General features: G+C 70.1%; 27 protein-coding genes. 8 read left to right on the forward strand and 19 right to left on the reverse strand.

All coding sequences use genetic code 11. From position 1 onward, the window contains the following. Positions 1 to 42: 42 nt before the first annotated feature. On the reverse strand, positions 43 to 795 hold the full coding sequence (thyX, locus tag RT2_RS08220; protein WP_072844148.1) for an FAD-dependent thymidylate synthase: 753 nt from the start codon (positions 793 to 795) through the stop codon (positions 43 to 45). 216 nt (positions 796 to 1,011) lie between these two features. Here thyX and RT2_RS08225 point away from each other — a divergent pair, with 216 nt between their 5' ends. The 4 genes from RT2_RS08225 to RT2_RS08240 all read left to right on the forward strand — a co-directional run bounded on the left by RT2_RS08225 (position 1,012) and on the right by RT2_RS08240 (position 3,717). Beyond that, complete coding sequence (locus RT2_RS08225) at positions 1,012 to 1,821, forward strand: tyrosine-protein phosphatase (RefSeq protein WP_072844150.1); 810 nt, start codon at positions 1,012 to 1,014, stop codon at positions 1,819 to 1,821. Between the two features lie 69 nt (positions 1,822 to 1,890). Beyond that, positions 1,891 to 2,373 (forward strand): hypothetical protein, encoded by a 483-nt coding sequence (locus RT2_RS08230; RefSeq protein WP_072844151.1) that lies wholly within the window; start codon positions 1,891 to 1,893, stop codon positions 2,371 to 2,373. A 107-nt stretch (positions 2,374 to 2,480) separates the two neighbouring features. Then, a complete protein-coding gene (locus RT2_RS08235; RefSeq protein WP_072844153.1) occupies positions 2,481 to 2,915 on the forward strand; it encodes an SRPBCC family protein in 435 nt (144 codons plus the stop codon). 82 nt (positions 2,916 to 2,997) lie between these two features. Beyond that, positions 2,998 to 3,717: a DUF427 domain-containing protein gene (locus tag RT2_RS08240; protein WP_072844154.1), complete on the forward strand. Its 720-nt coding sequence runs from the start codon at positions 2,998 to 3,000 to the stop codon at positions 3,715 to 3,717. A 41-nt stretch (positions 3,718 to 3,758) separates the two neighbouring features. Here the strand turns inward: RT2_RS08240 and RT2_RS08245 are convergent, their stop codons facing one another. Next, positions 3,759 to 4,487, reverse strand: a complete 729-nt coding sequence (locus RT2_RS08245) for a sulfite exporter TauE/SafE family protein (protein WP_072844156.1) — start codon at positions 4,485 to 4,487, stop codon at positions 3,759 to 3,761. A gap of 157 nt (positions 4,488 to 4,644) precedes the next feature. Between RT2_RS08245 and RT2_RS08250 the strand changes: the two genes are divergently transcribed. Continuing rightward, positions 4,645 to 5,700 carry a pirin family protein gene (locus RT2_RS08250; protein ID WP_072844157.1) on the forward strand — a complete coding sequence of 352 codons (1,056 nt, stop codon included), beginning with the start codon at positions 4,645 to 4,647 and terminating at the stop codon, positions 5,698 to 5,700. A 43-nt stretch (positions 5,701 to 5,743) separates the two neighbouring features. Here the strand turns inward: RT2_RS08250 and RT2_RS08255 are convergent, their stop codons facing one another. From RT2_RS08255 to dapB, 4 genes are all read right to left on the reverse strand, one after another. Next, a complete protein-coding gene (locus RT2_RS08255) occupies positions 5,744 to 6,223 on the reverse strand; it encodes a flavodoxin family protein (RefSeq protein ID WP_072844159.1) in 480 nt (159 codons plus the stop codon). 18 nt (positions 6,224 to 6,241) lie between these two features. Next, entirely contained in the window at positions 6,242 to 6,580 is a 339-nt protein-coding gene (locus RT2_RS08260; protein WP_072844161.1) for a hypothetical protein, read from the reverse strand. An 82-nt stretch (positions 6,581 to 6,662) separates the two neighbouring features. Then, the gene (locus RT2_RS08265; protein WP_072844164.1) at positions 6,663 to 7,130 is read right to left on the reverse strand and encodes a hypothetical protein; all 468 of its coding nucleotides are present in this window, start codon (positions 7,128 to 7,130) and stop codon (positions 6,663 to 6,665) included. Next, positions 7,127 to 7,891: a 4-hydroxy-tetrahydrodipicolinate reductase gene (gene dapB / locus RT2_RS08270; RefSeq protein WP_072844277.1), complete on the reverse strand. Its 765-nt coding sequence runs from the start codon at positions 7,889 to 7,891 to the stop codon at positions 7,127 to 7,129. The genes RT2_RS08265 and dapB overlap by 4 nt, the downstream gene beginning before the upstream one ends. A gap of 323 nt (positions 7,892 to 8,214) precedes the next feature. On the opposite strand from dapB, the gene RT2_RS08275 reads away from it, so the two are divergent. Next, positions 8,215 to 9,198 (forward strand): hypothetical protein, encoded by a 984-nt coding sequence (locus tag RT2_RS08275; protein ID WP_139191136.1) that lies wholly within the window; start codon positions 8,215 to 8,217, stop codon positions 9,196 to 9,198. Positions 9,199 to 9,470: 272 nt separating this feature from the next. Here the strand turns inward: RT2_RS08275 and RT2_RS08280 are convergent, their stop codons facing one another. The 5 genes from RT2_RS08280 to RT2_RS08300 all read right to left on the reverse strand — a co-directional run bounded on the left by RT2_RS08280 (position 9,471) and on the right by RT2_RS08300 (position 15,500). After that, entirely contained in the window at positions 9,471 to 9,842 is a 372-nt protein-coding gene (locus RT2_RS08280; protein WP_245709190.1) for a VanZ family protein, read from the reverse strand. Positions 9,843 to 9,854: 12 nt separating this feature from the next. Further along, the gene (locus RT2_RS08285; protein ID WP_072844166.1) at positions 9,855 to 11,198 is read right to left on the reverse strand and encodes a M16 family metallopeptidase; all 1,344 of its coding nucleotides are present in this window, start codon (positions 11,196 to 11,198) and stop codon (positions 9,855 to 9,857) included. A 185-nt stretch (positions 11,199 to 11,383) separates the two neighbouring features. Next, positions 11,384 to 13,657 (reverse strand): polyribonucleotide nucleotidyltransferase, encoded by a 2,274-nt coding sequence (locus RT2_RS08290; RefSeq protein WP_072844167.1) that lies wholly within the window; start codon positions 13,655 to 13,657, stop codon positions 11,384 to 11,386. Positions 13,658 to 14,105: 448 nt separating this feature from the next. Then, positions 14,106 to 14,375 (reverse strand): 30S ribosomal protein S15, encoded by a 270-nt coding sequence (gene rpsO, locus RT2_RS08295; RefSeq protein ID WP_072844169.1) that lies wholly within the window; start codon positions 14,373 to 14,375, stop codon positions 14,106 to 14,108. A 144-nt stretch (positions 14,376 to 14,519) separates the two neighbouring features. Further along, positions 14,520 to 15,500, reverse strand: a complete 981-nt coding sequence (locus RT2_RS08300; RefSeq protein WP_174556683.1) for a bifunctional riboflavin kinase/FAD synthetase — start codon at positions 15,498 to 15,500, stop codon at positions 14,520 to 14,522. 94 nt (positions 15,501 to 15,594) lie between these two features. Here RT2_RS08300 and RT2_RS08305 point away from each other — a divergent pair, with 94 nt between their 5' ends. Then, positions 15,595 to 16,332: a metal-dependent transcriptional regulator gene (locus RT2_RS08305; protein WP_072844171.1), complete on the forward strand. Its 738-nt coding sequence runs from the start codon at positions 15,595 to 15,597 to the stop codon at positions 16,330 to 16,332. After that, the gene (locus tag RT2_RS08310; protein WP_072844173.1) at positions 16,329 to 16,523 is read left to right on the forward strand and encodes a hypothetical protein; all 195 of its coding nucleotides are present in this window, start codon (positions 16,329 to 16,331) and stop codon (positions 16,521 to 16,523) included. Before RT2_RS08305 ends, RT2_RS08310 begins: the two co-directional genes overlap by 4 nt. Positions 16,524 to 16,629: 106 nt before the next feature. Here the strand turns inward: RT2_RS08310 and truB are convergent, their stop codons facing one another. The 8 genes from truB to infB all read right to left on the reverse strand — a co-directional run bounded on the left by truB (position 16,630) and on the right by infB (position 25,388). Further along, positions 16,630 to 17,550, reverse strand: coding sequence for a tRNA pseudouridine(55) synthase TruB (gene truB / locus RT2_RS08315; RefSeq protein WP_072844175.1), 921 nt, complete (start codon positions 17,548 to 17,550; stop codon positions 16,630 to 16,632). An 11-nt stretch (positions 17,551 to 17,561) separates the two neighbouring features. Continuing rightward, complete coding sequence (gene npt / locus RT2_RS08320; protein ID WP_072844176.1) at positions 17,562 to 18,233, reverse strand: 4'-phosphopantetheinyl transferase Npt; 672 nt, start codon at positions 18,231 to 18,233, stop codon at positions 17,562 to 17,564. After that, positions 18,230 to 19,156 (reverse strand): metallophosphoesterase family protein, encoded by a 927-nt coding sequence (locus tag RT2_RS08325; RefSeq protein WP_072844178.1) that lies wholly within the window; start codon positions 19,154 to 19,156, stop codon positions 18,230 to 18,232. Before RT2_RS08325 ends, npt begins: the two co-directional genes overlap by 4 nt. Continuing rightward, positions 19,153 to 20,484 (reverse strand): MATE family efflux transporter, encoded by a 1,332-nt coding sequence (locus RT2_RS08330; protein WP_072844180.1) that lies wholly within the window; start codon positions 20,482 to 20,484, stop codon positions 19,153 to 19,155. Before RT2_RS08330 ends, RT2_RS08325 begins: the two co-directional genes overlap by 4 nt. 9 nt (positions 20,485 to 20,493) lie before the next feature. Then, a complete protein-coding gene (locus tag RT2_RS08335; protein ID WP_072844182.1) occupies positions 20,494 to 21,489 on the reverse strand; it encodes a DHH family phosphoesterase in 996 nt (331 codons plus the stop codon). A gap of 28 nt (positions 21,490 to 21,517) precedes the next feature. Further along, positions 21,518 to 21,988, reverse strand: a complete 471-nt coding sequence (gene rbfA, locus RT2_RS08340; RefSeq protein ID WP_072844184.1) for a 30S ribosome-binding factor RbfA — start codon at positions 21,986 to 21,988, stop codon at positions 21,518 to 21,520. A 107-nt stretch (positions 21,989 to 22,095) separates the two neighbouring features. Next, the gene (locus RT2_RS08345) at positions 22,096 to 22,386 is read right to left on the reverse strand and encodes a DUF503 domain-containing protein (RefSeq protein WP_072844186.1); all 291 of its coding nucleotides are present in this window, start codon (positions 22,384 to 22,386) and stop codon (positions 22,096 to 22,098) included. A gap of 113 nt (positions 22,387 to 22,499) precedes the next feature. After that, positions 22,500 to 25,388, reverse strand: coding sequence for a translation initiation factor IF-2 (gene infB, locus RT2_RS08350; RefSeq protein ID WP_072844188.1), 2,889 nt, complete (start codon positions 25,386 to 25,388; stop codon positions 22,500 to 22,502). Positions 25,389 to 25,540: the final 152 nt, after the last annotated feature.

The following is a 25,540-nucleotide window of genomic DNA, read 5'->3' on the forward strand; positions in this document are numbered from 1 at the left end:
GCCTGGATTGCACACCGCGGCGGCGCGACGCGTGCCGCCGGGTCAGGACTGCTGGTCGAACTCGCTGACCGCCACCTCGGTACCGTCCGGAAGTTCGGCAATCGTGAAGTCCCCGAACACGTTTGGAGCCGCAACCGAAAGCTGCCGCAGGCACTCGACGGCCACCTCACGGATCTCCACGTCGGCATGCTCGGTGGCACGCATCGACACGAAGTGCCGCCACGCCCGGTAGTTTCCGGTGACCACGATGCGAGTCTCGGTGGCGTTCGGGAGCACCGAGCGCGCCGCCTGCCGGGCCTGGCGAGCGCGCACCGACCCGTTCGGCACGTGCGCAAGCTTGGCATCGAGCGCGTCGAGCAGGTCCGCATAGGCGGCCCGGCTGGCATCCGTGGCGGCCTCGAACAACGCCTCGAGTTCGGGGTCACCGACGATCGCGGGCGGCGGCACCACCTTCGCGTCCCGTTCGGGGACCGAGCGCTGGGACAGCTGCGAGTAGGACAGGTGCCGGTGCCGGATCAATTCGTGCGTGCAGGAGCGGGAGATGCCGGTGATGTAGAAGCTGACGCTGCCGTGTTCGAGCACGGAGAAGTTCCCCACCTCGAGCAGGTGCCGCAGGTAGCCCTCGTTGGTCGCCGTGCGCGGGTTCGGCTTGGACCAACTCTGGTAGCAGGCCCGGCCCGCGAACTCGACGAGCGCCTCGCCGCCGTCCGCGTCGGTCACCCAGGGCACGTCCGGCGGCGGGACGAACTCCGTCTTCGCAATGAGCTGCACCTTCAGGGACACCGCTTGCCGCACCGCACACCCTTCCTCGGCCCACGCCCACCGGGCCACTTCCGCTCTGCCCACCGGGCTCCACCCAACCGCACCATAGTCCCCACCAGCCTCGACGGGCGGGCGAGTCTGCTCATTCGCCATCCACTGTTTGCCTTGACGGTGTATCAACTGGGTGTACATAGCGTCAGCCGAAGCCGCAGCCGCGGATCGGTATCCGTTCTCGAGATGGAGCGCCATATGTCCCACACCCCTACCCGCTTGCGCGTCGTACGCGCGGCAGCCGCGCTCACCGCCGGCGCCGCACTCTTCGTCGGCGGACCCGCCGGCGTCGCCCTGGCCGCCCCGCCCGCGGTCGTCGCGGCGGCCACCGACCACTCACTGCACCTCGAGGGCGCCCCGAACGCCCGCGACGTGGGTGGCTACGAAACCGTCGACGGCAAGACCGTCAGGACCAACACGGTCTTCCGCACGGACGCGCTCGACAAGCTGACCCCGGCCGACCTCGCCAAGCTGGAGGGCTGGAACGTCAAGGTGGTCGACGACCTGCGCACGGTGTACGAGCGAGCCCTGCAGCCGGACAAGTTGCCCGCGGGCGCCACGTCGAACTGGTACGACGTGCTTGGCCAGGCACCCATCACCACGGCATTGGACCTCCAGTCCGCATACGTCGCCTTCATCGACGCCCCCGGCGCCAGCGAGGCGTTCGCCTCGGTGCTGCGTGACATCCGCGAAACCGACGGCACGGTGCTGTACCACTGCAGCGCCGGCAAGGACCGGACCGGCTGGACCACCGCGGTGCTGTTGACGATCCTCGGCGTGGACCGGGCCACCGTGAATGCGGACTACATGCTGACGAACGAGTACGTCGACGACAGCGGTTCCAGCATCTCCGGCAGCCTGATGGGCGGCGGAGTGAAGCAGGAGTGGCTGGACACCTCGTTTGCCACCGCCGAGGCGAAGTACGGCAGCTTCGACAACTACGTGCACCAAGGGCTCGGGTTGACCGACAACGACATCGCAGCCCTGAAGGCCAAGCTGCTCGTCTGACATCGCCCTCGGTCAGTGTGACGTCACAAGACGGTTGACTGACGTCATCTGTGACGTCACACTGACCGCATGAACCTCTCGGACTACACCCAGACGCTGCGTACCGACCTGATCGCCGCGGCGGCGCTCGGTGACGAGAACACCCGCCGGATCGCCGAGGCCCTCGCCGGCGCCGCCGAGAACTCGGCCCGGCTGATGCTGCTGGCCGCCCTGTCCGACCTCGCGACCGAGGTGTCGGCCGAACTCGGCGACCGCACCGTGCACGTGAGGTTCGACGGCACCGACGCCGCCGTCGAGATCACCCGCCCCGCCACCGCCGACACCGGCGCACCCGACGACGCGGGCCCGGAGGGCGGCAGCGGGACCGGACCCACCTTCGACGACGTGACGGGGGACATCTCCCGGGTGACCCTGCGACTGGTCGAGCAGATGAAGGCCCGCGCCGAGGACGCCGCCGCCCAGAACGGGATGTCGCTGAACTCCTGGGTCGGGCAGGCCGTACAGGGCGCGCTGCGCGACCAGACCCGCAAGGGCCGGCACAGCGACCGGTGATTCCCGGGGACCGTCGGTCCCCCGACCGCGAACAGTGGAGTGGTCTAATGACGCCACGCTCGAGCACCATTCGACCCGTTCGCAATCACAGATATGGGGTAGACCCGATGGCCGTGTCCGGAAGCAAGGAATTCGACATCAAGGCCGATCCGGCCACCGTCATGGCCGCGATCGTGGCGGTCGACCGACTCGGCGAGTGGTCCTCGGCCCACAAGTCGGTCACGATCGAGAGCACCTACCCCGACGGTCGTCCGCACCGCGTCCGGATGGTCGTCTCCGTCGTGGGCATCAGCGACGAGCAGGTCGTGGACTACGCGTGGGACGGCGAGAACCACATGTCCTGGACCCTCGTCGAGAGTGGTCAGCAGAACAAGCAGGACGGCTCCTACACACTGACGCCGATCGACGGCGGCACCCGGGTCAAGTTCGAGCTGACCATCGACCCGAAGATCCCGCTGCCCGGCTTCATCGTCAAGAAGGCGCAGAAGACGGCGATCGACACCGCCTCCAAGGGCCTGACGAAGTTCTCCGAGAGCTTCTGACGACCCGGCCACGACGCGACGGCGCGAGACCGCCGTCGCGTCGGCCGTCGCGGCCGGCGGCGCGCGGGACTAGCCTGGTCACATGCGGGTGGAACCCAGCGACAGGTGGGTACGCGGACTGACGGGCGACACCGTCGTCGTCAGCAGCTTTGCGCCGCTGCTCTTCTGGGAAGACGCCTTCCCGGTGCCGTCGTATGCCTACCCCCACGAGGACGTCCGGACGGACCTGCTGCGACCAGGCTCGGAACCCGCCTCCCCGCACCCGTTCTTCGGGCCGCACGGCCCGGTCAGCGAGTGGTTCGACCTCGAGACCGGCGACGGCCGGACGCTCCGCGCCATCGCCTGGGTTCGTGACGACCCCGCCCTCGCGGACCACATCGTGTGCTCCTGGGAACCGGGCCTGCTCGACCGCTGGCTGGAGGAGGACGAGGAAGTCTCCGGCCACCCCCGCGATCCTCATGCGCGGGTCGACGCGCTGCCGAGTTCAAGGCACGTCACCGTCGCGCTCGATGGCGTCGTGCTGGCCGAAACTTCCAGTCCGGTACTGCTTTTCGAGACCGGACTGCCCACCCGGTACTACCTGCCCCGCGAGGACGTCGACCTCGGCAAGCTGACCGCCAGGTCTCGCCGTACCCACTGCCCGTACAAGGGGGACGCCGAGGAGTACTGGGACGCGCCGGGAGCGGAGGGCGTCGCCTGGTCCTACCCGCACCCGTACCCGGCGGTCGCCGCGATCGCCGGCCGCGTCGCGTTCTACAACGAACTCGTCGACATCACCGTGGACGGCCACGCCCCGGCCTGAGCCGGGCACCGCGTTGCCTCTCCCCGTACGTGGACGACGTCCTACGCCGTCACGATCGTGAGCATCCCCGCCGCCGTCACCAGCACGACCACGGCCCACCGGAAACTCCCGACGGACAGCCTCTTCGCGATCCCGATGCCGAGCGCGTTGCCGGCGAGTCCCACGGCCGAACAGCCGAGGAGCATCGGCCAGTTGGTGGTCGGGTCCGTGTCGGAGTAGAGCCACAGCAACGCCAGCGACAGGGTGTTGGTGATGACGAAGAACCCGGCCAGGTCCGCGATGAAACTCATCGGGGGCAGCCTGGCGCGGCTGAGCAGCAGCACCACGGGCGGCCCGTTCAGCGAGGTCGTGGCGCCGAAGTAGCCGCTGACGAACCCCGCGACCGACAGGGCCGGCCGCGACGGCGGCCGGGTGCCGCCGGACGGCTGGATCGCCAGCGCCAGCCCACAGAGCACCGTCAGCGCGCCTACCGCCGGTTTGAGGTAGGCGACGGGCAGCAGCGCCACCGTCAGCACACCCAGCCAGGACCCCGGCAGACTGGCGCCCCCCATCCACCCGACGCGCCGCCATTCGATGTGGGCCCGCAACTGGATGACGACCGCGATCCTCGTCACCAGTCCGACGACCAGGTTGACCACGACGACCTCGGCAACCCCGACGCCGGCCAGCAACATGAGCGGGGCGGCGATCAGCGCGGTCCCAAAACCCGTGGCGCCACCGATGATCGACGCGAAACCGACGCACAGCATTGCCAGCGCGAGCACGGACACGGGACCGGCGCCTCCTTCGTCGTGGCAGCTACGGGATTCGCCGCCGACCCTATCGGTCGCCCGCCGGGCCCATCCCAATCGGAATAGCGATTCGGACGATTCGGTTGTGCAGTCTGAGCAGCGGCAGCTGGGCCGCGGCGAACGAAGGGGGAACTCCATGGAGGCATCCAGCGATCGCGGACAGGTCTTCCGGCTCGGCCAGCCCTGGCAGGGCGCGCCGCCCTTCCTGTTCGCCAACTGGCACGTGGACCACTACCCGGCCGGCAACGAGGACATGACCCCGGCGACGGGACTGGACGGCCGCCCCCTGGGCAGCGACTTCGGCCACCCGTCCGGCTGGAACATGTACCACGGCCAGTCCGTGCCCGGCTTTCCCGCGCATCCGCACCGGGGATTCGAGACCATCACCATCCTGTCGGGCGGGTACGTCGATCACGCCGACTCCACCGGCGCCGCCGCCCGTTTCGGGCCCGGCGACGTGCAGTGGCTGACCGCCGGGCGCGGCATCTCCCACTCGGAGATGTTCCCGCTGCTCGAGACGGACGCGGACAACCCGTTCGAACTCTTCCAGATCTGGCTGAACCTGCCCGCCGCGTCGAAGATGGTGGAGCCCGAGTTCCGGATGCTCTGGAACGAGGACATCCCCGTCGTCCGGGTCGCGGGCCCCGGCGGCGGCGAGGCCCGCGTCAAGGTGATCGCCGGGCGCTACCTCACCGAACAGGGCGACGCCGTCGACCCCCTCGCGCCGCCCGTCGGGTCCTGGGCCGCCGACCCGGCCTCCGACGTCGCCGTCTGGCTGCTGGAACTCGACCCGCACGCGCGTGTCGAGCTGCCCGCCCAGTCTGCCGACCAGGCCCAACGGGTGCTGTACGTCTACGGCGACGGGTCTCACGCCACAGTCGCGGGGCGGGGCGTCGAGGCCGGGTTCGGCTTCGCTCAGGCCGGACCCGGCACGACGCTGATCGAGACCGGGGCCTCCGGCGCAAAGCTCCTGCTACTGCAGGGCGTGCCCATCGACGAGCCGGTCGCACAGCACGGGCCCTTTGTGATGAACACCCGGGACGAGCTCATCGAGGCCTACGACGAGTACCAGCGCACCCGCTTCGGCGGCTGGCCGTGGGGGCGCGACGACGTGGTGCACCCCCGCACCGAGGGCCGCTTCGCCAGGCACACCGACGGCCGGTTGGAGCGTCCGGGCGCGACGGCACGCTGACCGGACCGCCACCGCGGTGTCAGGAGCCGTGACGCTCGCGGTGTCAGCCTTCCGCGAGCGTCACCGCGACCGTCGCGCCCAGCTCGTAGCACCTCTCCCGCGCCGCGGCGTCGACCCCGCCGGTGATCTCCACCGTCTGCGCAACCTGGGTCAGCGCCAGCCCCGCGACGATCTTGTCGACCGAGCGGACCGCCCCCGCGGTGTCGTTGTTGCCGTGCACCCACAGTCCGAACGGCCGGCCCGCCACCGCGTCCAGGCACGGGTAGTAGACCGTGTCGAAGAAGTGCTTGAGCGCGCCGGACATGTACCCGAAGTTCGCGCTGGTGCCGAACAGGTAGCCGTCCGCCGCCAGCACGTCGGGCACGGTGGCTCCGAGTGCCGGTACCGAGCGGACCGCCACGCCCTCGATGTCGGGGTCGTGCGCACCCGCGAGCACCGCCTCGAGCAGTTCCCGGGTGGGCGGCGAGGGGGTGTGGTGCACGACGAGCAGGGTGCGCTCACCGACGACGGGGACTTCGGTCACCCCAGCAGACTACTCACGTCACGGCCGAGACCTGTTGGATCCGAACGACCCTCGACGCGACAGGTCCGGCCACGGCGGCCGCCGCAGCACCGCCAACGTGGCGATCACCGTCGCCGCCAGTCCGATGGACACGGCGAGCAGCCCGACCCGGGTCTCGTCGACGGCTGCCTCCCAGGAGACCTTTCCGTCGTGGACGACGAACGCGCCGACCGGCGTCGCGGTGAATCCGCGCCCACCACCCCGAATCCTCGCGACGGTGACGATCGTCGCCCCGTCGACTGTCTCGTACGGCTCCCCGAAGACGCGTGATGCGGACGGATCGGTCCGCACCCCGTTCACCAAATCCGGAGTCTCCATTGCGGCACCTCTCGTCGGTATTCGCGCGTCGCATCGCCACCAGGCTATCGACGCCTGCCGACCGATGCCGGGTGCCGCGTCGCTAGCTGTCCCGCTCCAGCGCTTCGAGCGCGACGGCCCGCTTCATGGTGTCCCGGGCCCGGCCGCGGTCGCCCGCGTAGTCGTAGGCGCGGGCCAGCCGGTACGAGTTCCGCCAGTTGTCCGGGTCGGCCTCCCACTCGGTCTTGACCTGTGCGAACAGCGCATCCGCGGCGTCGCGGTCGACCCGGCCGGAGGGCCGCTTCGGCAGCTCCGAGATGTCCAGTTCGAGACCCTCCTCGCGGATCCGGGTGGCGAGGTGCTGGTGCTGCAGTCCGGACCGGACTGTGGCGAAGACCATCCACACGCCGAGCACCGGAAGGATCAGCACCGCGATGCCCAGCACGACCGGGACCGCCCGCCCGTCCTGGACCAGCGCGAGGCCACGCTGGCCGAGCAGCACGAAGTAGAACGAGAGCGCGACGACGATCGCCGCGATGGTGACGACGACCTTGGTGGAGGTGCCCTTCACAGGTCGAGCAGCGGGTCGAGTCCGACGGTCAGGCCCGGACGGGAGCCGATCTCCCGCACGCCGAGCAGCACGCCGGGCGCAAACGAGTTCCGGTCGATCGAGTCGTGCCGGATAGTCAGGGTCTCGCCCTGGGTGCCCAGCAGGATCTCCTGGTGCGCGACGAGGCCGGCCAGGCGCACAGAGTGCACGCGCACCCCGTCCACGTCGGCGCCGCGGGCGCCCTCGAGTTCGGTGCTGGTGGCGTCCGGGCTGAGTCCGACGCCGGCCTTCGCCCGTGCCGCCGCGATCAGCGCGGCCGTGCGGTAGGCGGTGCCGGACGGCGCGTCCGCCTTGTGCGGGTGGTGCAACTCGATGACCTCGACGGAGTCGAAGAAGCGGGCCGCCTGCTCGGCGAACCGCATCGACAGCACGGCGCCGATCGCGAAGTTCGGCGCGATCAGCACGCCCGTCGTCGGGTTCTCGTCGAGCCAGCCGCGCACCTGCGCCAGGCGTGCGTCGTCGAAGCCGGTGGTGCCGACGACGGCGTGAATCCGGTTGGCCACCAGGAACTTCAGGTTGTCCATCACCACGTCGGGGTGGGTGAAGTCGACGACGACCTGAGTGCGGGTGTCGACGAACGTCTCGATCGGGTCGCCCTGGTCGACGGTCGCGACGAGTTCCAGGTCCGCCGCCTGCTCGACGGCCTCGCAGATAGCCCGGCCGACCTTGCCATTGGCACCCAGGACTCCGACCCGGATTGGCGCTGAGGTCACTTGATTCATCTCCATCCACTCGCGTACGAGAGCAAAGCCTACGCGGGCGCCGGGGGCGTCACCGCGACCGACTACTCGTGACAGCACTTGCCCTCACTGCGATAATTCCTCGATGCGGATTCATTCCGCTCCAACTGGTCTGCGACGTCGAACCATGTCCGATCCGCCCCGTGCGCGTCACATGGCGTCGCCCACCACGTCCCGGTCGGCTGCTGACGTGCGCGGCCGCCCCAATCATGTGCATCTCCAGCAGCGGCACAGTCAGGTGCGGCCGACCCCGCACGAGATGTCGTGTGTGCCGTGGACAGCGAGAACGCACGAGAGGAAGCGACATGAGATCTTCCTGGAAGTGTGCGTTGGCCATCGCCACGTGCATCGCGCTGGCGACGGCCGGGTGTTCGAGCGACAACCCAGGCACTCCTGCGGCCAATGACACCACCGCGGCCGCCACGTCCGCGTCCGGCACGCACTCGTCGAAAACCACGGCAACCAAGGCGGACGCGACAGGGTCGGCGGATGCTGCCGATGTCACGGTCGACAAGACCGGCTGGTTCGGCGGGTTCGCGATCACAGTCGACAAGGCCACGGCGACACCTCAGTCCACCACCGCCACGTCCCAGGGCTCGACCACGGCGGTGGACCTCGAGCTGAGCTACGAGAACCTGGTCGGCGTGAAGGCACCCCCACCCGAGGATGCCTACCTCGACGTGAACGGCTCCGTCGTCGACGTCAAGTTCGATGACCAGACGGTCGCGGGATTCGGAAAGGCGTCCGGGACCGCGAAGGCCTCGGTCAAGGCGGTCGGCAGCACGGCCGATCCCACGAAGCTGCTCGACGCCGCGACGCTCGTCTACGGCGATACCGACAGCAACCAGACCAAGATTCCGTTCGCCAAGGACGGCACGGTCACGAGCATCGAGCCCAGGGGCATCCCGGTCGGGCAAACGCTTGGTGGTGCGGTCAAGGTCCAACTGACCAAGGCGTTTCTGTGGCCGAGCTACCAGCCCGGGGAGAAGGACAAGTACGAGCTCTGGATCGAGTTCAGGGCCGATTGCGTCGACTGCCCTGGCGGAATCCTCAGTTACACGGCGGACCGTGGAACCATCACGCTGACAACACCCACCGGCCAGACCCTCCCTGCAGATGCCAGAAGCCCGTGGTCCGCTAGCAGGGTCAGTTCAAGTAGCAACGTCGAAGGTGCCTGGGCGGTGTTCCTCATCGACGCTCCCGCGAAGGGCGACTACACCCTCAAGATCGACTTCACCGGTTCCAATACCGCCCTGAAGGTCCAGGACACGACCACCATCACCCTTTAGCCATCCCTCGAGGTACTGGCGGCCGACCACCCCGCCCTGCGAATGTGCGACCACGTCCACCTGATCGGCACCGGTGCTCCGAGGACGCGACCGACGAACGCACCGACCTCCCTGGCCGACGTCGGGATGTCACCGGTCGCGCACATGCCCCTCGAGCCGAGCATGCTGGTCGGGTCCTGACCCTAGCTACTTCAGCAACGCAACCCAGATCACAGGATCTTGCGAGCGGACGAGATCCGCACGGGCCGGACGCACCGCAGATCCGCCCTGGCTCAACCCTCGTCGGGTGCCGTCCGGGCCGGGTCCGCGCGCCGCGCCCGACGCTGCCATGCCCAGAAGAGCAGCAGGCCCACTGTCACGCCGAGCAGGTCGGCCGCCACATCCCACACCGAGGCGCTGCGATGGATCGGCAGCAGGCCCTGCAGCACCTCGCTCACCACGGCGTACGCCCCCGCCCACAACGCGACGGCGAGCACCCCGTGGCGGGCGTACCGCGCCGCGAAGACCAGCACCGCGAACATCAGGAAGTGCGTGAGCTTGTCGGAGTTCGGCGGCCCACTCGGCACCGTGGACCCCGGCGAGAACAGCATCACGAGGGTGACCGCGAAGGCCGCCGGCAGCGGCCACGACCGGCGGCCCGGCACGCTCACCGACACTCAGACGATCCCGCGCACGACCGCCGGCAGGTCCCGCTTGCGCCGGTAGGGGCCCACCACGGAGGCCGCAAACGGCCGGGACAGGAGTTCCGCGGCCACGGCCCGCACCTCCTCGGTGGTCACCGCGTCGATCCGGGCGAGGGTCTCGCTGATGGTGCGGTGGGTGCCGTAGTTCAGTTCGCTGCGGCCGATCCGGTGCATCCGCGACCCGGAGTCCTCCAGGCCCAGCACCATGCCGCCGCGGATCGAGCCCTTGGCCCGCGCGCACTCGGCGTCGGTGATGCCGTTCGCGGCGACGTCCGCCAGCACCCCGCGGATCAGAGTGGTCACCTCGGCCAGGTTGTCGGGCTGGCAGCCCGCGTACACCGAGAACGCACCGGTGTCCGCGAAGGTGTCGACGCTCGAGTACACCGAGTACGCCAGCCCGCGCGATTCCCGAACCTCTTGGAACAGACGGGAACTCAGGCCGCCGCCGACCGCGGTGTTCAGCACCGACAGCGCCCAGCGGTGCCCCTGGTGCCGGCCGTAGCCACGCACACCGAGGCACAGGTGGGCCTGTTCGCTGTCCCGGTTGAGCACGGTCAGCTCCGGCGCGGTGCGCAGCCGCAGGGTGCCCTCGCGACGCGGGGCGGGCACGGCGCTGTCCTTCAGGTGCCCGGCGAAGCTGCGGCGCACCAGTTCCACGGTCTCGTCGTGGTCGACGTTGCCCGCGACGGCCACCACCATCCGTTCCGGGGTGTACCGGCGGACGTGGAACGAGTGCACCTGCGCGCGGGTCATCGACTCGATCGACTCGGTGCTGCCGATCACCGGCCGGCCCACCGGGTGGTCGCCGAACAGCGCGGTGAGGAACTCGTCGCCGAGCAGGTCCTCCGGGTCGTCGTCGCGCATCGAGATCTCCTCGAGCACCACCTGACGTTCGACGTCGACGTCGTCGGACAGGCACCGCCCCCGCAGCACCACGTCGCTGACCAGGTCCACCGCCAGCGCCAGGTCCTCGTCGAGGACGTGCGCGTAGAAGCAGGTGTGTTCGCGGGAGGTGAAGGCGTTGAGTTCGCCGCCGATGCCGTCGACCACCTGGGCGATCTCGAGCGCGCTGCGGGTGGGTGTCGACTTGAACAGCAGGTGTTCGAGGAAGTGCGCGGCGCCGGCCACGGTGGGCTTCTCGTCGCGGGAGCCGACCCCCACCCAGACGCCGACCGACGCGGAGCGCACCCCGGGCATGTACTCGGTGACGACGCGGAGGCCACCGGGGAGAACGGTGCGGCGGACGCCGGAGTCCTCGGTGCGAGCTCCCACTTTCCGGGTCGACGCGGTGGTGCGGTGGTGTTCGATGTCGGCCATGTATGTGGTCAGCGGTTCCTCTGAGCTGTGTGGGCGTAGAGCATCACAGAGTACACAGCGCGGCCGTCACGACCGGCGCCGGTGCAGTGCGCTCCGTCCGGCTGCGGGTGCGCCCGGACGCACCGGCGCCCCCGCACGAAGTGTGCGGGGGCGCCGGGTCTGACATGTGTTGACGCGGGGCGCGACTACTCCGAGTCGGTGCCCTCGGCGGCCGGGGCGTCCGCCGCCGCGGCGGCGTCGTCCTCGACCGGGACGAGCGAGATCTTGCCGCGGTTGTCGATGTCCGCGATCTCGACCCGGATCTTGGAGCCGACGTTCACGACGTCCTCGACCTTGGCAATCCGCTTGCCGTTGCCCAGCTTCGAGATGTGCACCAGCCCGTCACGGCCCGGGAGCAGGGAGACGAACGCGCCGAAGGCGGTGGTCTTGACGACCGTGCCGAGGAAACGCTCGCCGACCTTGGGCAGCTGCGGGTTGGCGATGGCGTTGATCATGTCGATCGCGGCCTGCGCAGACGGACCATCGGTGGCGCCGACGAACACGGTGCCGTCGTCCTCGATGGAGATGTTGGCACCGGTCTGCTCGGTGATCGAGTTGATCATCTTGCCCTTGGGGCCGATGACCTCGCCGATCTTGTCGACGGGCACCTTGATGGCCGTGACGCGCGGGGCGAACGGGCTCATCTCGTCCGGGGTGTCGATGGCCTCGGCCATGACCTCCAGGATGGTGGTGCGGGCGTCGTGCGCCTGCGAGAGCGCGCCGGCCAGGACCTTGGACGGGATGCCGTCGAGCTTGGTGTCCAGCTGCAGGGCCGTCACGAAGTCCTTGGTACCCGCGACCTTGAAGTCCATGTCGCCGAAGGCATCCTCGGCGCCGAGGATGTCGGTCAGCGCCACGTACCGGGTCTCGCCGTCGACCTGGTCGGAGACCAGGCCCATCGCGATGCCGGCGACCGGGGCCTTCAGCGGCACACCGGCGTTGAGCAGCGACAGCGTCGAGGCGCAGACGGAGCCCATCGAGGTGGAACCGTTGGAGCTGAGCGCCTCGGAGACCTGACGGATCGCGTACGGGAACTCGTCCTGGCTCGGCAGCACCGGCATCAGGGCGCGCTCGGCGAGGGCGCCGTGGCCGATCTCGCGACGCTTCGGCGAACCGACGCGGCCCGTCTCACCGGTGGAGTACGGCGGGAAGTTGTAGTGGTGCATGTAACGCTTGCTGGTCTCGGGGCCCAGCGAGTCGATCTGCTGCGCCATCTTGACCATGTCCAGGGTGGTGACGCCCATGATCTGGGTCTCGCCACGCTCGAACAGCGCCGAGCCGTGCGCCCGCGGGATCACGGCGACCTCGGCCGAGAGCGACCGGATGTCGGTGATGCCACGGCCGTCGATGCGGAAGTGGTCCTTGAGGATCCGCTGGCGGACCAGCTTCTTGGTCAGCGAGCGGAACGCCGCGCCGATCTCCTTCTCGCGACCCTCGAAGTTCGGGGCGACCAGCTCGAGGACCTCGACCTTGACCTCGTCGGTCTTGTCGTCGCGCTCCTGCTTGCCGGCGATGGACAGCGCGGCGGTCAGCTTTGCGGACGCGGCGGCCTCGACGGCGGCGAAGACGTCGTCCTGGTAGGCCGGGAAGACCGGGTACTCGCCGGTCGGCTTGGCGGCCTTGGCGGCCAGCGCCTGCTGTGCGGCGCACAGACGGGCGATGAACGGCTTGGCGGCCTCGAGGCCCTGCGCGACGATCGCCTCGGTCGGCGCCTGCGCGCCGCCCTCGATCAGGCTGATCACGTGTGCGGGGGCCTCGGCCTCGACCATCATGATCGCGACGTCGGCGTTGTCACCGGAACCGGAGACGACGCGGCCGGCGACGACCATGTCGAAGACGGCGTTCTCGAGCTGCTCGACGGTCGGGAAGGCGACCCACTGGCCGGCCTTGTTCTCGTCCGAGGTGAGCAGCGCGACACGCACGCCGCCGACCGGGCCGGAGAACGGCAGGCCCGCGATCTGCGTCGACGCCGAGGCGGCGTTGATCGCGACCACGTCGTAGAGGTCCTTCGGGTCCAGGCTCAGGACCGTCACGACGACCTGGATCTCGTTGCGCAGACCGTCGACGAAGGACGGGCGCAGCGGCCGGTCGATCAGGCGGCAGGTCAGGATCGCGTCGGTGGAGGGGCGACCCTCACGACGGAAGAACGAGCCGGGGATGCGGCCCGCGGCGTACATGCGCTCCTCGACGTCCACCGTGAGGGGGAAGAAGTCGAAGTGCTCCTTGGGGTGCTTGCTGGCCGTGGTGGCCGACAGCAGCATGGTCTCGTCGTCCAGGTAGGCGACGACGGCGCCGGCGGCCTGCTGCGCGAGGCGGCCGGTCTCGAAACGGATGGTGCGGGTGCCGTAGCTCCCGTTGTCGATGACGGCGGTGGATTCGAACACGCCTTCGTCGACCTCTACTGCGGTGTTTTCTGACATCTTTTCTCTTCTCGTCCTCTCGTCTTTGCCGTATCCGCGTGATCGTCGCTGCCATCGACGGCGGCGACGACGCACCTTGGGCGAGGGCGTTCCCTCTGCGCGGAGGCGGTCATCGATCGAAGCCCTCCGGCGGTCGTCACGTTTGACGACCTGCCGAGTGGCCACTACCGAGGACCGACGCCACGACTGGCGGGTGCGTACGGCTGGATCTCGTGGATCCTGGTCCTACTGCAACTCGGTGCTGCGGTGAAACCTGGTTGCTCTGAAACTCTGTGCTGCTGAAACTCTGTCCTGCTGGCAATTCTTGGTGGAACTGGTGGGGCGGCGCAACCGGTGGAACCGGAAACCGCGGGCCCCCTCATACGCAGGTAGCCAGCGAGGCTCATTCTATGCGTGGCCTCGCTGGCTACCGGTCAAGCCGCACTGGTCGGCAGGGCGCGTCGGAAAACTAGCGACGCAGACCCAGACGCTCGATCAGCGAGCGGTAACGCGCGATGTCCACCTTCTGGATGTACTTGAGCAGACGACGACGGCGTCCGACCAGCAGCAGGAGGCCGCGGCGGGAGTGGTGGTCGTGCTTGTGCATCTTCAGGTGCTCGGTGAGGTCGACGATGCGCTTGGTGAGCATGGCCACCTGCGCCTCCGGCGAACCGGTGTCGGTCTCGTGCAGGCCGTACTCTGCGAGAACGGTCTTCTTCTCTTCGGTGGTCAAAGCCACTGTGAATCTCCTGATCACTGACGTCCGCGCAACTGGAACGAGGACCGCCACCCCGGAATGCGGGCGGCGCACCACGCCGGCGCGGCCACCGCGGACCGCAGCGCACACCAGGAAGCATCCTACCAGGGGCTACGGGCCGGACCGTCAGCCGTGCTGCTGCAGGTCCGCGCGGGTGAGGATTTCACGAACCTTCTCGGCGTCCCGGCCCATCTCCTCGACCAGCGCGTCGACGGAGTCGAACTTCTCCATGCCGCGCACCCGGTCGACGAAGTCGACCGCCACGTGCTGGCCGTACAGGTCCGCCTCGGCGTCGAGGACGAAGGCCTCGACGGTGCGGGTGCGACCGGAGAAGGTCGGGTTGGTGCCGACCGACACGGCGGCCGGGTAGCGCTCCCCCGACTCGACGGTGCCGGCCACCGGACCGGGACCCAGCAGGGTGAACCACGCCGCGTACACCCCGTCGGCAGGGATCGCCGAGTGCGTCGGCGGCGCGATGTTCGCGGTCGGGAAGCCGAGCAGGCGGCCGCGGCCGTCGCCGTGCACCACCACGCCCTCGACGCGGTGCGGCCGGCCCAGTGCCTCCGCCGCGGCCGCGACGTCGCCGGCGTCCACGCAGGAGCGGATGTAGGTCGACGAGAAGGTCACCGCGTGCTCGGCCAGCAGGTTGACGCCGTCGACGGCGAAGCCGAACCGGGAACCGATCTGCCGCAGCAGGTCCACGGTGCCCGCGGCCTTCTTCCCGAAGGTGAAGTTCTCGCCGACCACGACCTCCGCCACGTGCAGCCGCTCCACCAGGATCTCGTGGGCGTACCGCTCGGGGCTCAGCTTCATGAACTCGGGGGTGAAGGGGATGACGCAGAACACGTCGACGCCCAGCTCCTCCGCGAGCTCCGCGCGGCGCGCCAAAGTCGTCAGTTGCGCCGGGTGACTACCCGGCCGCACGACCTCCATCGGGTGGGGGTCGAAAGTCATGACCACACTGGGGACTCCGCGCTCGCTGGCGGCCTTCACGGCACGACTGATCAGCTGCGCGTGACCTCGGTGCACGCCATCGAAAACGCCGATAGTGAGAACGCAACGGCCCCAATCGGCAGGTACCTCGTCGAGACCTCGCCATCTCTGCACGAGTGGCAGCCTACGGCCCGCCTCCGACGCCGTCACGCGCGGATTCCCGTACACGGGTGCGAAGTGGGCGACCCGCGGCCAATTGCCTAAGCTCATGATCGTGGGCGAGCGCAGTGGTGAACCGGACCCGACGACCGGAAACGATCGAACCGAGACCCTGACGACGGTCGCACAGGACTACCTGAAGGTGATCTGGACGGCCGCGGAATGGTCGGGTGAGCAGGTCACGACCAAGATGCTGGCCGAACGGATCGGGGTGTCCGCCTCGACGGTGTCCGAGGCGATCCGCAAGCTGGCGGGCCAGGGTCTGGTGGACCATGCCCGCTACGGCTCGATCTCGCTGACCGACTCCGGCCGGGCCGCCGCCGTCGCGATGGTCCGCCGGCACCGGCTGATCGAGACCTACCTCGTCAACGAACTCGGCTACGGCTGGGACGAGGTGCACGACGAGGCCGAGGTCCTCGAGCACGCAGTCTCCGAGCTGATGGTCGACCGGATCGACGCGAAACTCGGTCACCCGGAACGAGATCCGCACGGCGACCCCATCCCGAGCCGTGACGGCTCCATCCCCACCCCGCCGGCCCGCCAGCTCAGCGACTTCGCGGACGGCGAGCACGGCACGGTGGCGCGGATCTCCGACTCCGATCCGGCGATGCTGCGTTACTTCGACTCCGTCGGCATCGCGCTGGACGTGACGATCACCGTCGTCGAACGTCGCGACTACGCCGGCACCGTCTCCGTACGACTCGGCGACGGCGCCGACGGGGCGACGATCAGCACGGTCGACCTCGGCAACCCTGCCGCCGAGGCGATCTGGCTGGTCGAGCAGTGAGCGCCCGCCCCTCCCTCGGCGCGTCACTCTTCCGCGGTGTGTTCCTGGCCGCGCTCGCGTTCCTGCTGGTTTCGGGGATCACCGAGGGCAGCTGGTGGACCGTCGTCTACGCGGTGGTGCTGGTGTGGTTCCTGCTCGACTGGCGGTCCGACCGCCGCAACCTCGCATCGGGGCCCCAGAACCGCGGATAGGCGCCCGCCGCACACGGCACACACCCGTTGTCGGGATCACACACCTGTTCCACGTACAACGCGGGTGTGACGCGGCGAATGGGCGTGTGCCGGCGCGGCGGAGGCCTCAGAGACCGCGCAGGGTCGCCGGCCGCACCACCATCACCGAACTGGCCCGACGGCCGCGTTCCTGCAGCAGCGCGATGGTGTGGCCAGTGGGGTCGATCGCCGCGTACACGCCGGGAATGCCGACCGGCTCGAGCCAGCGGCCCTGGCTGATCGCCTCGGCCTCCTCCGTGCTGATCTGCCGGTGCGCGAACGCCGTCTGCGCGGCGTGGTCGATGTCCAGGCTGACGGCCGGGTCCTCGGCGAGCTGCTCGAGGGTCCGGGCGTGCTCGAGGGTGAACGGACCGACGCGGGTGCGCCGCAGCGCGGTCAGGTGCCCGCCCACGCCGAGCGCCGCGCCGAGGTCGCGGGCGAGGGCCCGGACGTAGGTCCCGGAGGAGCACTCGACCTCCACGTCCAGGTCGATCGAGTCGACGCCGCGGCGGGTCGCGGTCAGCTCGAAGCGGTCGACGGTCACCGGACGCGCCTTGAGCTCGAACTCCTCCCCCGCCCGGATCAGCTTGTGCGCGCGCTGGCCGTCGACCTTGATGGCGCTGACGCTCGACGGCACCTGCTCGATGGCGCCGGTCAGGGTCGTCATCACCGCGGCGATCTCCGCGTCGGTCACCCCCGACGCGTCGGCCCGCGAGATCTCCTCGCCCTCCGCGTCGTCGGTGGTCATCGCCTGACCCAGCCGGATCGTCGCGGTGTACGCCTTGGTGGTCAGCGCCAGCAGTCCGAGCAGCTTGGTGGCCCGCTCGACGCCGAGCACGAGCACGCCCGTGGCCATCGGGTCCAGGGTCCCCGCGTGGCCCACCTTGCGGGTGTTGAGGATCTTGCGGCAGCGTGCGACGACGTCGTGGCTGGTGACGCCGGCGTCCTTGTCGATGACCAACAGCCCGGCGCCATCGAGGCCGGAGGACGGTTTGCGGTGAGAAGACACGATTTTCGAGCCTACTGGACGGTGATCGCGGTGATGACCAGGCCGTCGGAGACCAGCCAGCGCCCGTCGAGAGACGCCAGCGGCGGCCCGTCGAGGGTCTGGCCGGGTACCAGCAGCTCGGAGTGGAACGTGCCGTGGGCGCCGCCGTCGCTCGTCGGTTCGGTGGTCGCGAAGGTGATCCGCGCGTCCTCGAAGCCCAGCCACCGCTCGGTCAGCGGGAACCAGGCCTTGTAGGTCGCCTCCTTGGCGCAGAACAGCAGCCGGTCCCAGTGCACCGAGCCGTCGGCCCGGGCGGCGAGGACCGCGCGCTCCTCGGGCAGGCTCACCGCGTCGAGCACGCCGTCGGGCAGCGGCCCGTGCGGTTCCGCGTCGATGCCGACGGAGCGCACCTGCATCGCGAAGCCGAGCACCGCGGCGCGGTAGCCGTCGCAGTGGGTGAGGCTGCCGACCACCCCGCGCGGGAACCGGGGCACGCCCCGTTCGCCGCGCAGGATCGGTGCCGGCTCCACGCCGAGCTTGCCGAGCGCGACGCGGGCGCAGTGCCGCGCGCTGGTGAACTCGCGGCGGCGCTTGTCCACCGCGCGCGCGATCAGCGCCTCCTCCTGCGGGTGCACCGTGAGGCCGGGCGGGTCCTCGAACAACTCGGCCGCGACGACCCCCGTGGGCAGAATCTGCTCGATCACTTCCGGGCCGCCTTCATCGCCTCGAACTCCGCTTCCTGCTGTGGGGTGATGTGGAAGTGCCCACCCCACTTGTTCAGGGTTCCCGGCGGGTACTCCGGGACGGGCAGGATCTGCCGCAGGAGCCGCTCCGGGAGCCCGCGCTTCTGCCACTCGCGGGGGTACCCGAGCGAGACCTCCTCGAAGCGGACGCCGTCGTAGTAGGTGGTGCGCGGGATGTGCAGGTGCCCGTAGACACTGCAGATCGCGTTGTAGCGGGTGTGCCAGTCCGCGGTCAGTTCGGTGCCGCACCACAGCGAGAACTCGGGGTAGAACAGCACCCGGGTGGGCTCGCGGACCAGCGGGAAGTGGTTGATCAGCACGGTCGGGATGCTCAGGTCGAGCTCGTCGAGTCGGGCCCTGGTCGACTCCACCCGGGCGTGGCACCACGCCTCGCGGGTGGCGTACGGCTCGCTGGAGAGCAGGAACTCGTCGCTGGCGACCACGTTCTTGTCGCGCGCGAAGGCGAGGGCGTCGGCCTTGTTCGTGGTGCCCTCAGGCCTGAACGAGTAGTCGTAGAGCAGGAACATCGGCACCAGCGTCGCCGGGCCGCCCTCCCCCTCCCACACCGGGTACGGGTCCTCGGGGGTCACCACGTCGAGTTCCCGGCACATGTTGACCAGGTACTCGTAGCGGGCGGCGCCGTGGATCTGCACGGGGTCCTTGGCGGTGGTCCACAGTTCGTGGTTGCCCGGCACCCAGATGACCTTCTCGAACCGGCTGCGCGCCAGCTTCAGTGCCCACGCGATGTCGTCGGTCTTCTCGGAGACGTCGCCGGCCAGGATCAGCCAGTCCTGCGGGGACTCCGGGTACAGGTCCTCGGTGATCGGGCGGTTCCCGCGATGCCCCACGTGGGTGTCGCTCACCGCCCACAACTTGCGCGTCACTCGTTCCGCCTTCCCGCCGGTATGTCGGCGCCGGTCACAGTCCAGTGCCCGGACGCGGTCCGCCACACGACGGCCAGCATCCTCAGCACCATGAACACCGTAAGCCCCGCCCAGATTCCGGTGAGACCCCAGTCGTACTCGAGCGACAGCCAGATCGGCGGCAGGAACCCGACCAGCGCACAGCCCAGCGTCGCGTTCCGCAGGAACGCCGCGTCGCCCGCGCCCAGCAGCACCCCGTCGAGGGCGAAGACCACACCGGCGACCGGGATCATCGCCGCGAAGATCCACCAGATGGTGCCGATCTGGTCGAGCACCGCCGGGTCGTCGGTGAACAGGCCCGGCACCGCCGAGCGGGCCAGCACGAACACGCCGGCCAGCGCCAGGGCGAACACCGTGGACCACCGCGTCAGCCGGCCGGCCAGTTCCCGGGCGGTCGCGGCGTTGCCGGCCCCCAGCGCCGCCCCGACCAGGGTCTGCGCGGCGATCGCCAGCGAGTCCAGCGTGAGCGCCACCAGGTTCCACAGCTGCAGCACCACCTGGTGCGCCGCGACGGCGGCGGCGCCGAACCGGGCCGCGACGGCCGCCGCGGAGAGGAAGCAGGCCTGGAAGGCCAGGCTGCGCAGGATCAGGTCCCGGCCCAGCACCACCTGCGCGCGCATCACCGACGCGTGCGGGCGCATCGGCACCCGCTCGCGCAGCAGCGCCGCCACGAAGCAGGCCGCGGTCACGGTCTGGCCGGCCACGTTGGCCACCGCGGACCCGGCCAGTTCCCAGCGCGGCGCGCCGAGCAGGCCGTGCACCAGGACCGGGCACAGAATCGCCGAGAGCCCCAGCCCGGCCAGCACGAACCTCAGCGGCCGCAGCGTGTTCTGCACCCCGCGCATCCACCCGTTGCCCGCCATCGCGACCAGGATGAGCGGCGCGCCGAAGACGGCGATCCGCAGCCACGACAGCGCCTCGGCGGCGATGTCGCCGCCGCCGGCGATCGCCGAGGTGACCGGGCCCCCGACGGCGTACACGGCGGCCACCACCGCCAGGCCGATGCCGACCGCCAGGTAGGTGGCCTGCACCCCCTCGGCGACCGCGCCGCGCTCGTCGCCGGCGCCGTGCCGACGGGAGGCCCGCGCGGTGGTGCCGTAGGAGAGGAAGGTGAGCTGGGTGCTGAGCATCGCCAGGATCAGCCCGCCGACAGCGAGGCCCGCCAGCGGGAGTGCGCCGAGCCGGCCCACCACCGCGATGTCGAAGAGCAGGTACAGCGGTTCGGCGGCCAGTACCCCCAACGCGGGGACGGCCAGCCCGAGGATGCGCCGCGACGACGGTTCAGCCAACGCGACGGTTCACCCGAACGCGGCAAGCAGCCCGGCGACGACCTCGTCGGCGTCGCCGAACGCGGTGTAGCCCGACGCGAAGCGGTGCCCGCCCCCGCCGAGCCCCCCGGCGACCTCGGACACGTCGACCGCGGACTTCGAGCGCAGCGAGACCGACCACTCGCCGGGCCGGATCTCCTTGAGGACCGACGCCACCTCCGCCTGCGCGGTGGTGCGGACGATGTCGATGACGCTCTCGATCTCCTCGGCTCCCATGCCCGCCGTGTCGGCGTTCCGCACCAAGGCGTAGACCAGGCCACGGCCGCCGACGGCGTCGGGCACCAGCCGGGCCGTGCCGAGCACCGCCGAAAGCATCGGCAGCCAGCCGAACGGGTGGGTGTCGAGCAGCCGACGCGCGATGGCGGTGGAGTCGATGCCGGTGTCGATCAGCCGCTCGGCCAGCCGGTGGGTGCCCGGCTGCACCCAGCGGAACGAACCGGTGTCGGTGACCAGTCCGGCGTACAGGCAGTGCGCCAGGTCCGCGTCGATCTCCACACCCCAGGCGTCGAACAGACGCGCCAGGATCGCCGTCGTCGACTCCGCGGAGTCGTCCACGAGGTTGAACTGGGCGTAACGGGTGTTGGACCGGTGGTGGTCGAGGACCAGGCTGGTGCGGGCACCGTCGAGACGGTTGCCGAGCACGCCGAGCCGACCGCGGCTGCCGCAGTCGACGGTGACCACCAGGTCCACCTCGGCCGCGACCTGGTCCGGCCGGACCAGCAGGTCGACCCCGGGCAGGTCGCGCATCGACTCCGGCAGCTCGTCGGGCTGCGCGAAGGAGACCTGGACGGGTGTTCCCCGGCGGCTGAACACCTGGGCCAGCGCGAGTCCGCTGCCGATGGTGTCCGCGTCCGGGTGGACGTGGCACAGCACGGTCACCGACGTCGCCTCGGACAGCAGCGCGAGCGCGCCTTCGAGGTCCGTCTCGGCGCCGGCGGCCGCGGCCGGCGGCACGGTCTCGGTCATGCCCGAAGTCCTGTCGTCACCGAGTGCCCTACTCGGCTTCGTCGACCGCGTCGTCACCCTCGTCGACCACGCGAGGCTCCTTGTACGGATCGGCGTCGCCGGCCGGGGTCGCGTTCTCGCGGGCCCGGGCGACCTCGTCGTCCGCGGCCCGTGCACGGGCCAGCAGCTCCTCCATGTGGCGCGCCGCCTCGGGCACCGTGTCCGGGACGAACGCGAGGGTCGGTGTGAACCGCACGCCGGTGCCGGCGCCCACCTTGGACCGCAGCGAACCGGCGGCCTTGGCCAGGCCGGCCGCCGCACCTTCCATGTCGGGCTCGGTGTTGAGATCGACGCCGCGCACCGTGTAGTACACGGTCGCGTCGTGCAGGTCTGCGGTCACCTTCACGTCGGTGATGGTGACGTAGTCCAGCCGGGGATCCTTGATCTCTCCCCCGATCGCCGTCGCGACGATCGTCGAGATTCGCTTGGCCAGCTTCCGCGCCCTCGCCGGATCTGCCATGACGGGATGTCCCTTCTTCGCGACGGCGGTGCCGTCAAGTTGTGCCGACGGCGTCGCCGTCCGATGTGCGTGGCGGCAGTGCCGCCGAAGTATGTGTGTGTTCTCGTTCAGTCTTCTGGACCGAAGATCCTGCGCCGCACGGCCAGCAACTGCAATTCCGGCCGCGACGCCACGTGACGCTCGCAGGTGTCGAGCACCCCGTTGAGGTGGTCGACGTCCGGGCTGACCACGGCCACCCCGATCAGCGAGCGGCGGTAGACGTCGTGATCACCGGTCTCCGAGACGGACACCCCGTACCTGGCCAGTGCCGTGATGACGGGTCTGACGATCGACCGCTTCTCCTTGAGGGAGCGCACGTCGCCGAGCAGGATGTCCAGTTCCAGCGCACCCAGGTACACCAGCGCCTCCCTTCCGGCGGCAGCCGGTCGGCCCGGGACCGGGCCTGTGCGGGGTGTGCGTCCCCGCGGGTCCGAAGACCCGCGGGGACGCACACCTCACGACGCTGCGACGGTCAGTCGCGCGGCTTCTCGCGCAGCTCGTACGCCTCGATCACGTCACCGACCTTGATGTCGCTGTACGTCACCGTCAGACCGCACTCGTAACCCTCGCGGACCTCGGTCGCGTCTTCCTTCTCCCGCTTGAGCGAGGAGATGGTGACCGTCTCCGCGACAACCACGTTGTCACGGATCAGGCGCGCCTTGGCGTTGCGCTTCATGATGCCCGAGGTGACCAGGCAGCCCGCGATGTTACCGATCTTGGAGGACCGGAACATGGCACGGATTTCCGCCCGGCCGAGCTCGACCTCTTCGTAGATCGGCTTGAGCATGCCCTTGAGGGCCTTCTCGATCTCGTCGATGGCCTGGTAGATCACCGAGTAGTACCGGATGTCGACGCCCTCGCGGTTCGCCAGCTCCGTTGCCTTGCCCTCGGCCCGGACGTTGAAGCCGATGATGATCGCGTTCGAGGCCGAGGCCAGGTTCACGTTCGTCTCGGTCACGCCACCGACACCGCGGTCGATGACGCGCAACTGCACCTCGTCGTCGATCTGGATGCCGAGCAGGGCCTCCTCGAGCGCCTCCACGGTGCCCGAGTTGTCGCCCTTGAGGATCAGGTTGAGCTGACTCGTCTCCTTGAGCGCTGCATCGAGATCGTCGAGGCTGATCCGCTTGCGGCTGCGTGCGGCCAGCGCGTTGCGCTTACGCGCATTGCGACGGTCCGCGATCTGCCGGGCGATGCGGTCCTCGTCGACCACGAGCAGGTTGTCGCCTGCGCCGGGGACCGACGTGAAGCCGACCACCTGGACGGGACGCGAGGGCAGCGCCTCGAGCACGTCGTCGCCATGCTCGTCGACCATCCGACGGACGCGTCCGTAGGCGTCGCCGGCCACGATCGAGTCGCCGACCCGCAGCGTTCCGCGCTGGATGAGCACGGTGGCAACGGGGCCACGGCCGCGGTCGAGGTGCGCCTCGATGGCGACACCCTGGGCGTCCATGTCCGGGTTGGCCCGCAGGTCCAGCGAGGCGTCCGCGGTGAGCAGCACGGCCTCGAGCAGCGCATCGATGTTGGTGCCCTGCTTCGCCGAGATGTCGACGAACATGGTCTCTCCGCCGTACTCCTCGGCGACCAGTCCGTACTCGGTCAGCTGCTGCCGGATCTTGTCCGGGTTCGCGCCTTCCTTGTCGATCTTGTTCACCGCGACCACGATCGGCACGTCGGCCGCCTGGGCGTGGTTGATCGCCTCGACCGTCTGCGGCATGACGCCGTCGTCGGCCGCGACCACCAGGATCGCGATGTCGGTGGCCTTCGCACCACGGGCACGCATGGCCGTGAAGGCCTCGTGACCCGGGGTGTCGATGAAGGTGACCAGACGATCCTCGCCGTTGAGGTGCGTGAGCACCTGGTAGGCACCGATGTGCTGGGTGATGCCACCGGCCTCGCCCTCGCCGACGTTCTCCTTACGGATCGTGTCGAGCAGGCGGGTCTTGCCGTGGTCGACGTGACCCATGACGGTGACCACCGGCGGACGGGACTCGAGGTCTTCCTCGGTGCCCGCGTCCTCGCCGTAGGTGAGGTCGAAGCTGTCGAGCAGCTCGCGGTCCTCGTCCTCCGGGCTGACGACCTGCACGACGTAGTTCATCTCGCCGCCGAGCAGCTCGAGGGTCTCGTCGTTCACCGACTGGGTGGCCGTGACCATCTCGCCGAGGTTGAACAGCGCCTGCACGAGTGCTGCGGGGTTCGCATCGATCTTGTCCGCGAAGTCCGACAGCGATGCGCCGCGAGCGAGACGGATGGTCTCGCCGTTGCCGCGGGGCAGCCGGACGCCGCCGACTGCGGGCGCCTGCATGCTTTCGTACTCGGCGCGCTTCGCCCGCTTCGACTTACGGCCACGGCGCACTGCTCCGCCGGGACGACCGAAGGCACCTGCTGCTGCGCCGCGCTGACCGGGACGGCCACCGCCGCCACCGGGGCGACCGCGGAAACCGCCGGCGGGAGCTCCACCTGCACCGGGTGCACCTGCACCGGCACCGGGGGCACCGCCACCGCGGTAGCCACCGCCACCGCCGGCGCCACCGGGACGACCGCCCGGTCCGCCCGGACGTCCGCCGCCGGGACGACCTGCGCCCGGGGCCGGACGTGCCGAACGTGCGGGCATCGCGCCCGGGTTCGGGCGAGGAGGCATCGAGCCGGGGCTAGGACGGGGACCGCCCTGACCCGGGGCCGGACGCGGTCCGCCCGGACCTGCGGCGGGACGCGGGGCACCCGGAGCCGGACGGGGACCGCCCTGGCCGGGAGCCGGACGCGGTCCGCCGGGACGCGGGGCACCGGGTGCCGGACGCGGGGCGGGACGCTCGGCCGGGGCCGAGGAGTACGGGTTGTTCGCAACGCGCGGCGCCTTGGGACCGGGCTTCGGACCCGGAGCCGACGGCGCGGGAGCCGGAGCGGCACTCGCGGCCGGTGCCACGGGGGCGGCCGGAGCGGCGGGAGCCGGCTTCGGTGCCGGTGCGGCGGGCACGGGTGCGCCGGGACGCGGTCCGGGTGCGGCCGCCGCGGGAGCGGGCGCTGCCGGTGCCGGCGCTGCCGGTGTGGGCTGTGCTGCGACCGGCGCGGGAGCAGCCGGTGCTGGTGCCGGAGCCGCCGGAGCGGGCGCCGGTGCCGGAGCCGCCGGCTTCGGGCCGGGACGCGGTCCGCCGGGCTTCGGCGACGCCGCCTGGGGCTTTGCGGGTGCTGCCGCCGAATCGGCCGACGGGAAGGACTCCCGCAGCCGCCGTGCGACGGGCGCCTCCACTGTGGAGGACGCCGACTTCACGAACTCGCCCTGCTCCTTGAGCCGTGCGAGTAGTTCCTTACTGGTGACACCGAGTTCCTTTGCCAACTCGTGTACACGGGCCTTGCCTGCCACTGCTCTCCTCACTGATGAGGTCGAGCGCGGCTGGGCGCCCGCACGACCTCGGGTTAACTCCGATGGACGATCATCGTTGGTGCTTCACGGTGTGCTCATGAGTGTGTTTGCCTAACTCGTCTCAAGAGGTACTGCTCTGTTGTGGATGCGGC

This window comes from Rhodococcus tukisamuensis NBRC 100609 (assembly GCF_001894985.1).
Taxonomy (GTDB): domain Bacteria; phylum Actinomycetota; class Actinomycetes; order Mycobacteriales; family Mycobacteriaceae; genus Rhodococcus_G; species Rhodococcus_G tukisamuensis.

Bases quoted from the DNA above. Each gene is read 5' to 3' on its own strand.
- RT2_RS08335 (WP_072844182.1), bottom strand. From the start codon at position 21,489: ATGACCGAGACCGTGCCGCCGGCCGCGGCCGCCGGCGCCGAGACGGAC.
- RT2_RS08290 (WP_072844167.1), bottom strand. From the start codon at position 13,657: ATGTCAGAAAACACCGCAGTAGAGGTCGACGAAGGCGTGTTCGAATCC.
- RT2_RS08250 (WP_072844157.1), top strand. From the start codon at position 4,645: ATGGAGGCATCCAGCGATCGCGGACAGGTCTTCCGGCTCGGCCAGCCC.
- RT2_RS08285 (WP_072844166.1), bottom strand. From the start codon at position 11,198: ATGGCCGACATCGAACACCACCGCACCACCGCGTCGACCCGGAAAGTG.
- dapB (WP_072844277.1), bottom strand. From the start codon at position 7,891: ATGAATCAAGTGACCTCAGCGCCAATCCGGGTCGGAGTCCTGGGTGCC.
- RT2_RS08230 (WP_072844151.1), top strand. From the start codon at position 1,891: ATGAACCTCTCGGACTACACCCAGACGCTGCGTACCGACCTGATCGCC.
- RT2_RS08235 (WP_072844153.1), top strand. From the start codon at position 2,481: ATGGCCGTGTCCGGAAGCAAGGAATTCGACATCAAGGCCGATCCGGCC.
- RT2_RS08305 (WP_072844171.1), top strand. From the start codon at position 15,595: ATGATCGTGGGCGAGCGCAGTGGTGAACCGGACCCGACGACCGGAAAC.
- RT2_RS08240 (WP_072844154.1), top strand. From the start codon at position 2,998: ATGCGGGTGGAACCCAGCGACAGGTGGGTACGCGGACTGACGGGCGAC.
- rbfA (WP_072844184.1), bottom strand. From the start codon at position 21,988: ATGGCAGATCCGGCGAGGGCGCGGAAGCTGGCCAAGCGAATCTCGACG.
- RT2_RS08260 (WP_072844161.1), bottom strand. From the start codon at position 6,580: ATGGAGACTCCGGATTTGGTGAACGGGGTGCGGACCGATCCGTCCGCA.
- RT2_RS08275 (WP_139191136.1), top strand. From the start codon at position 8,215: ATGAGATCTTCCTGGAAGTGTGCGTTGGCCATCGCCACGTGCATCGCG.
- RT2_RS08225 (WP_072844150.1), top strand. From the start codon at position 1,012: ATGTCCCACACCCCTACCCGCTTGCGCGTCGTACGCGCGGCAGCCGCG.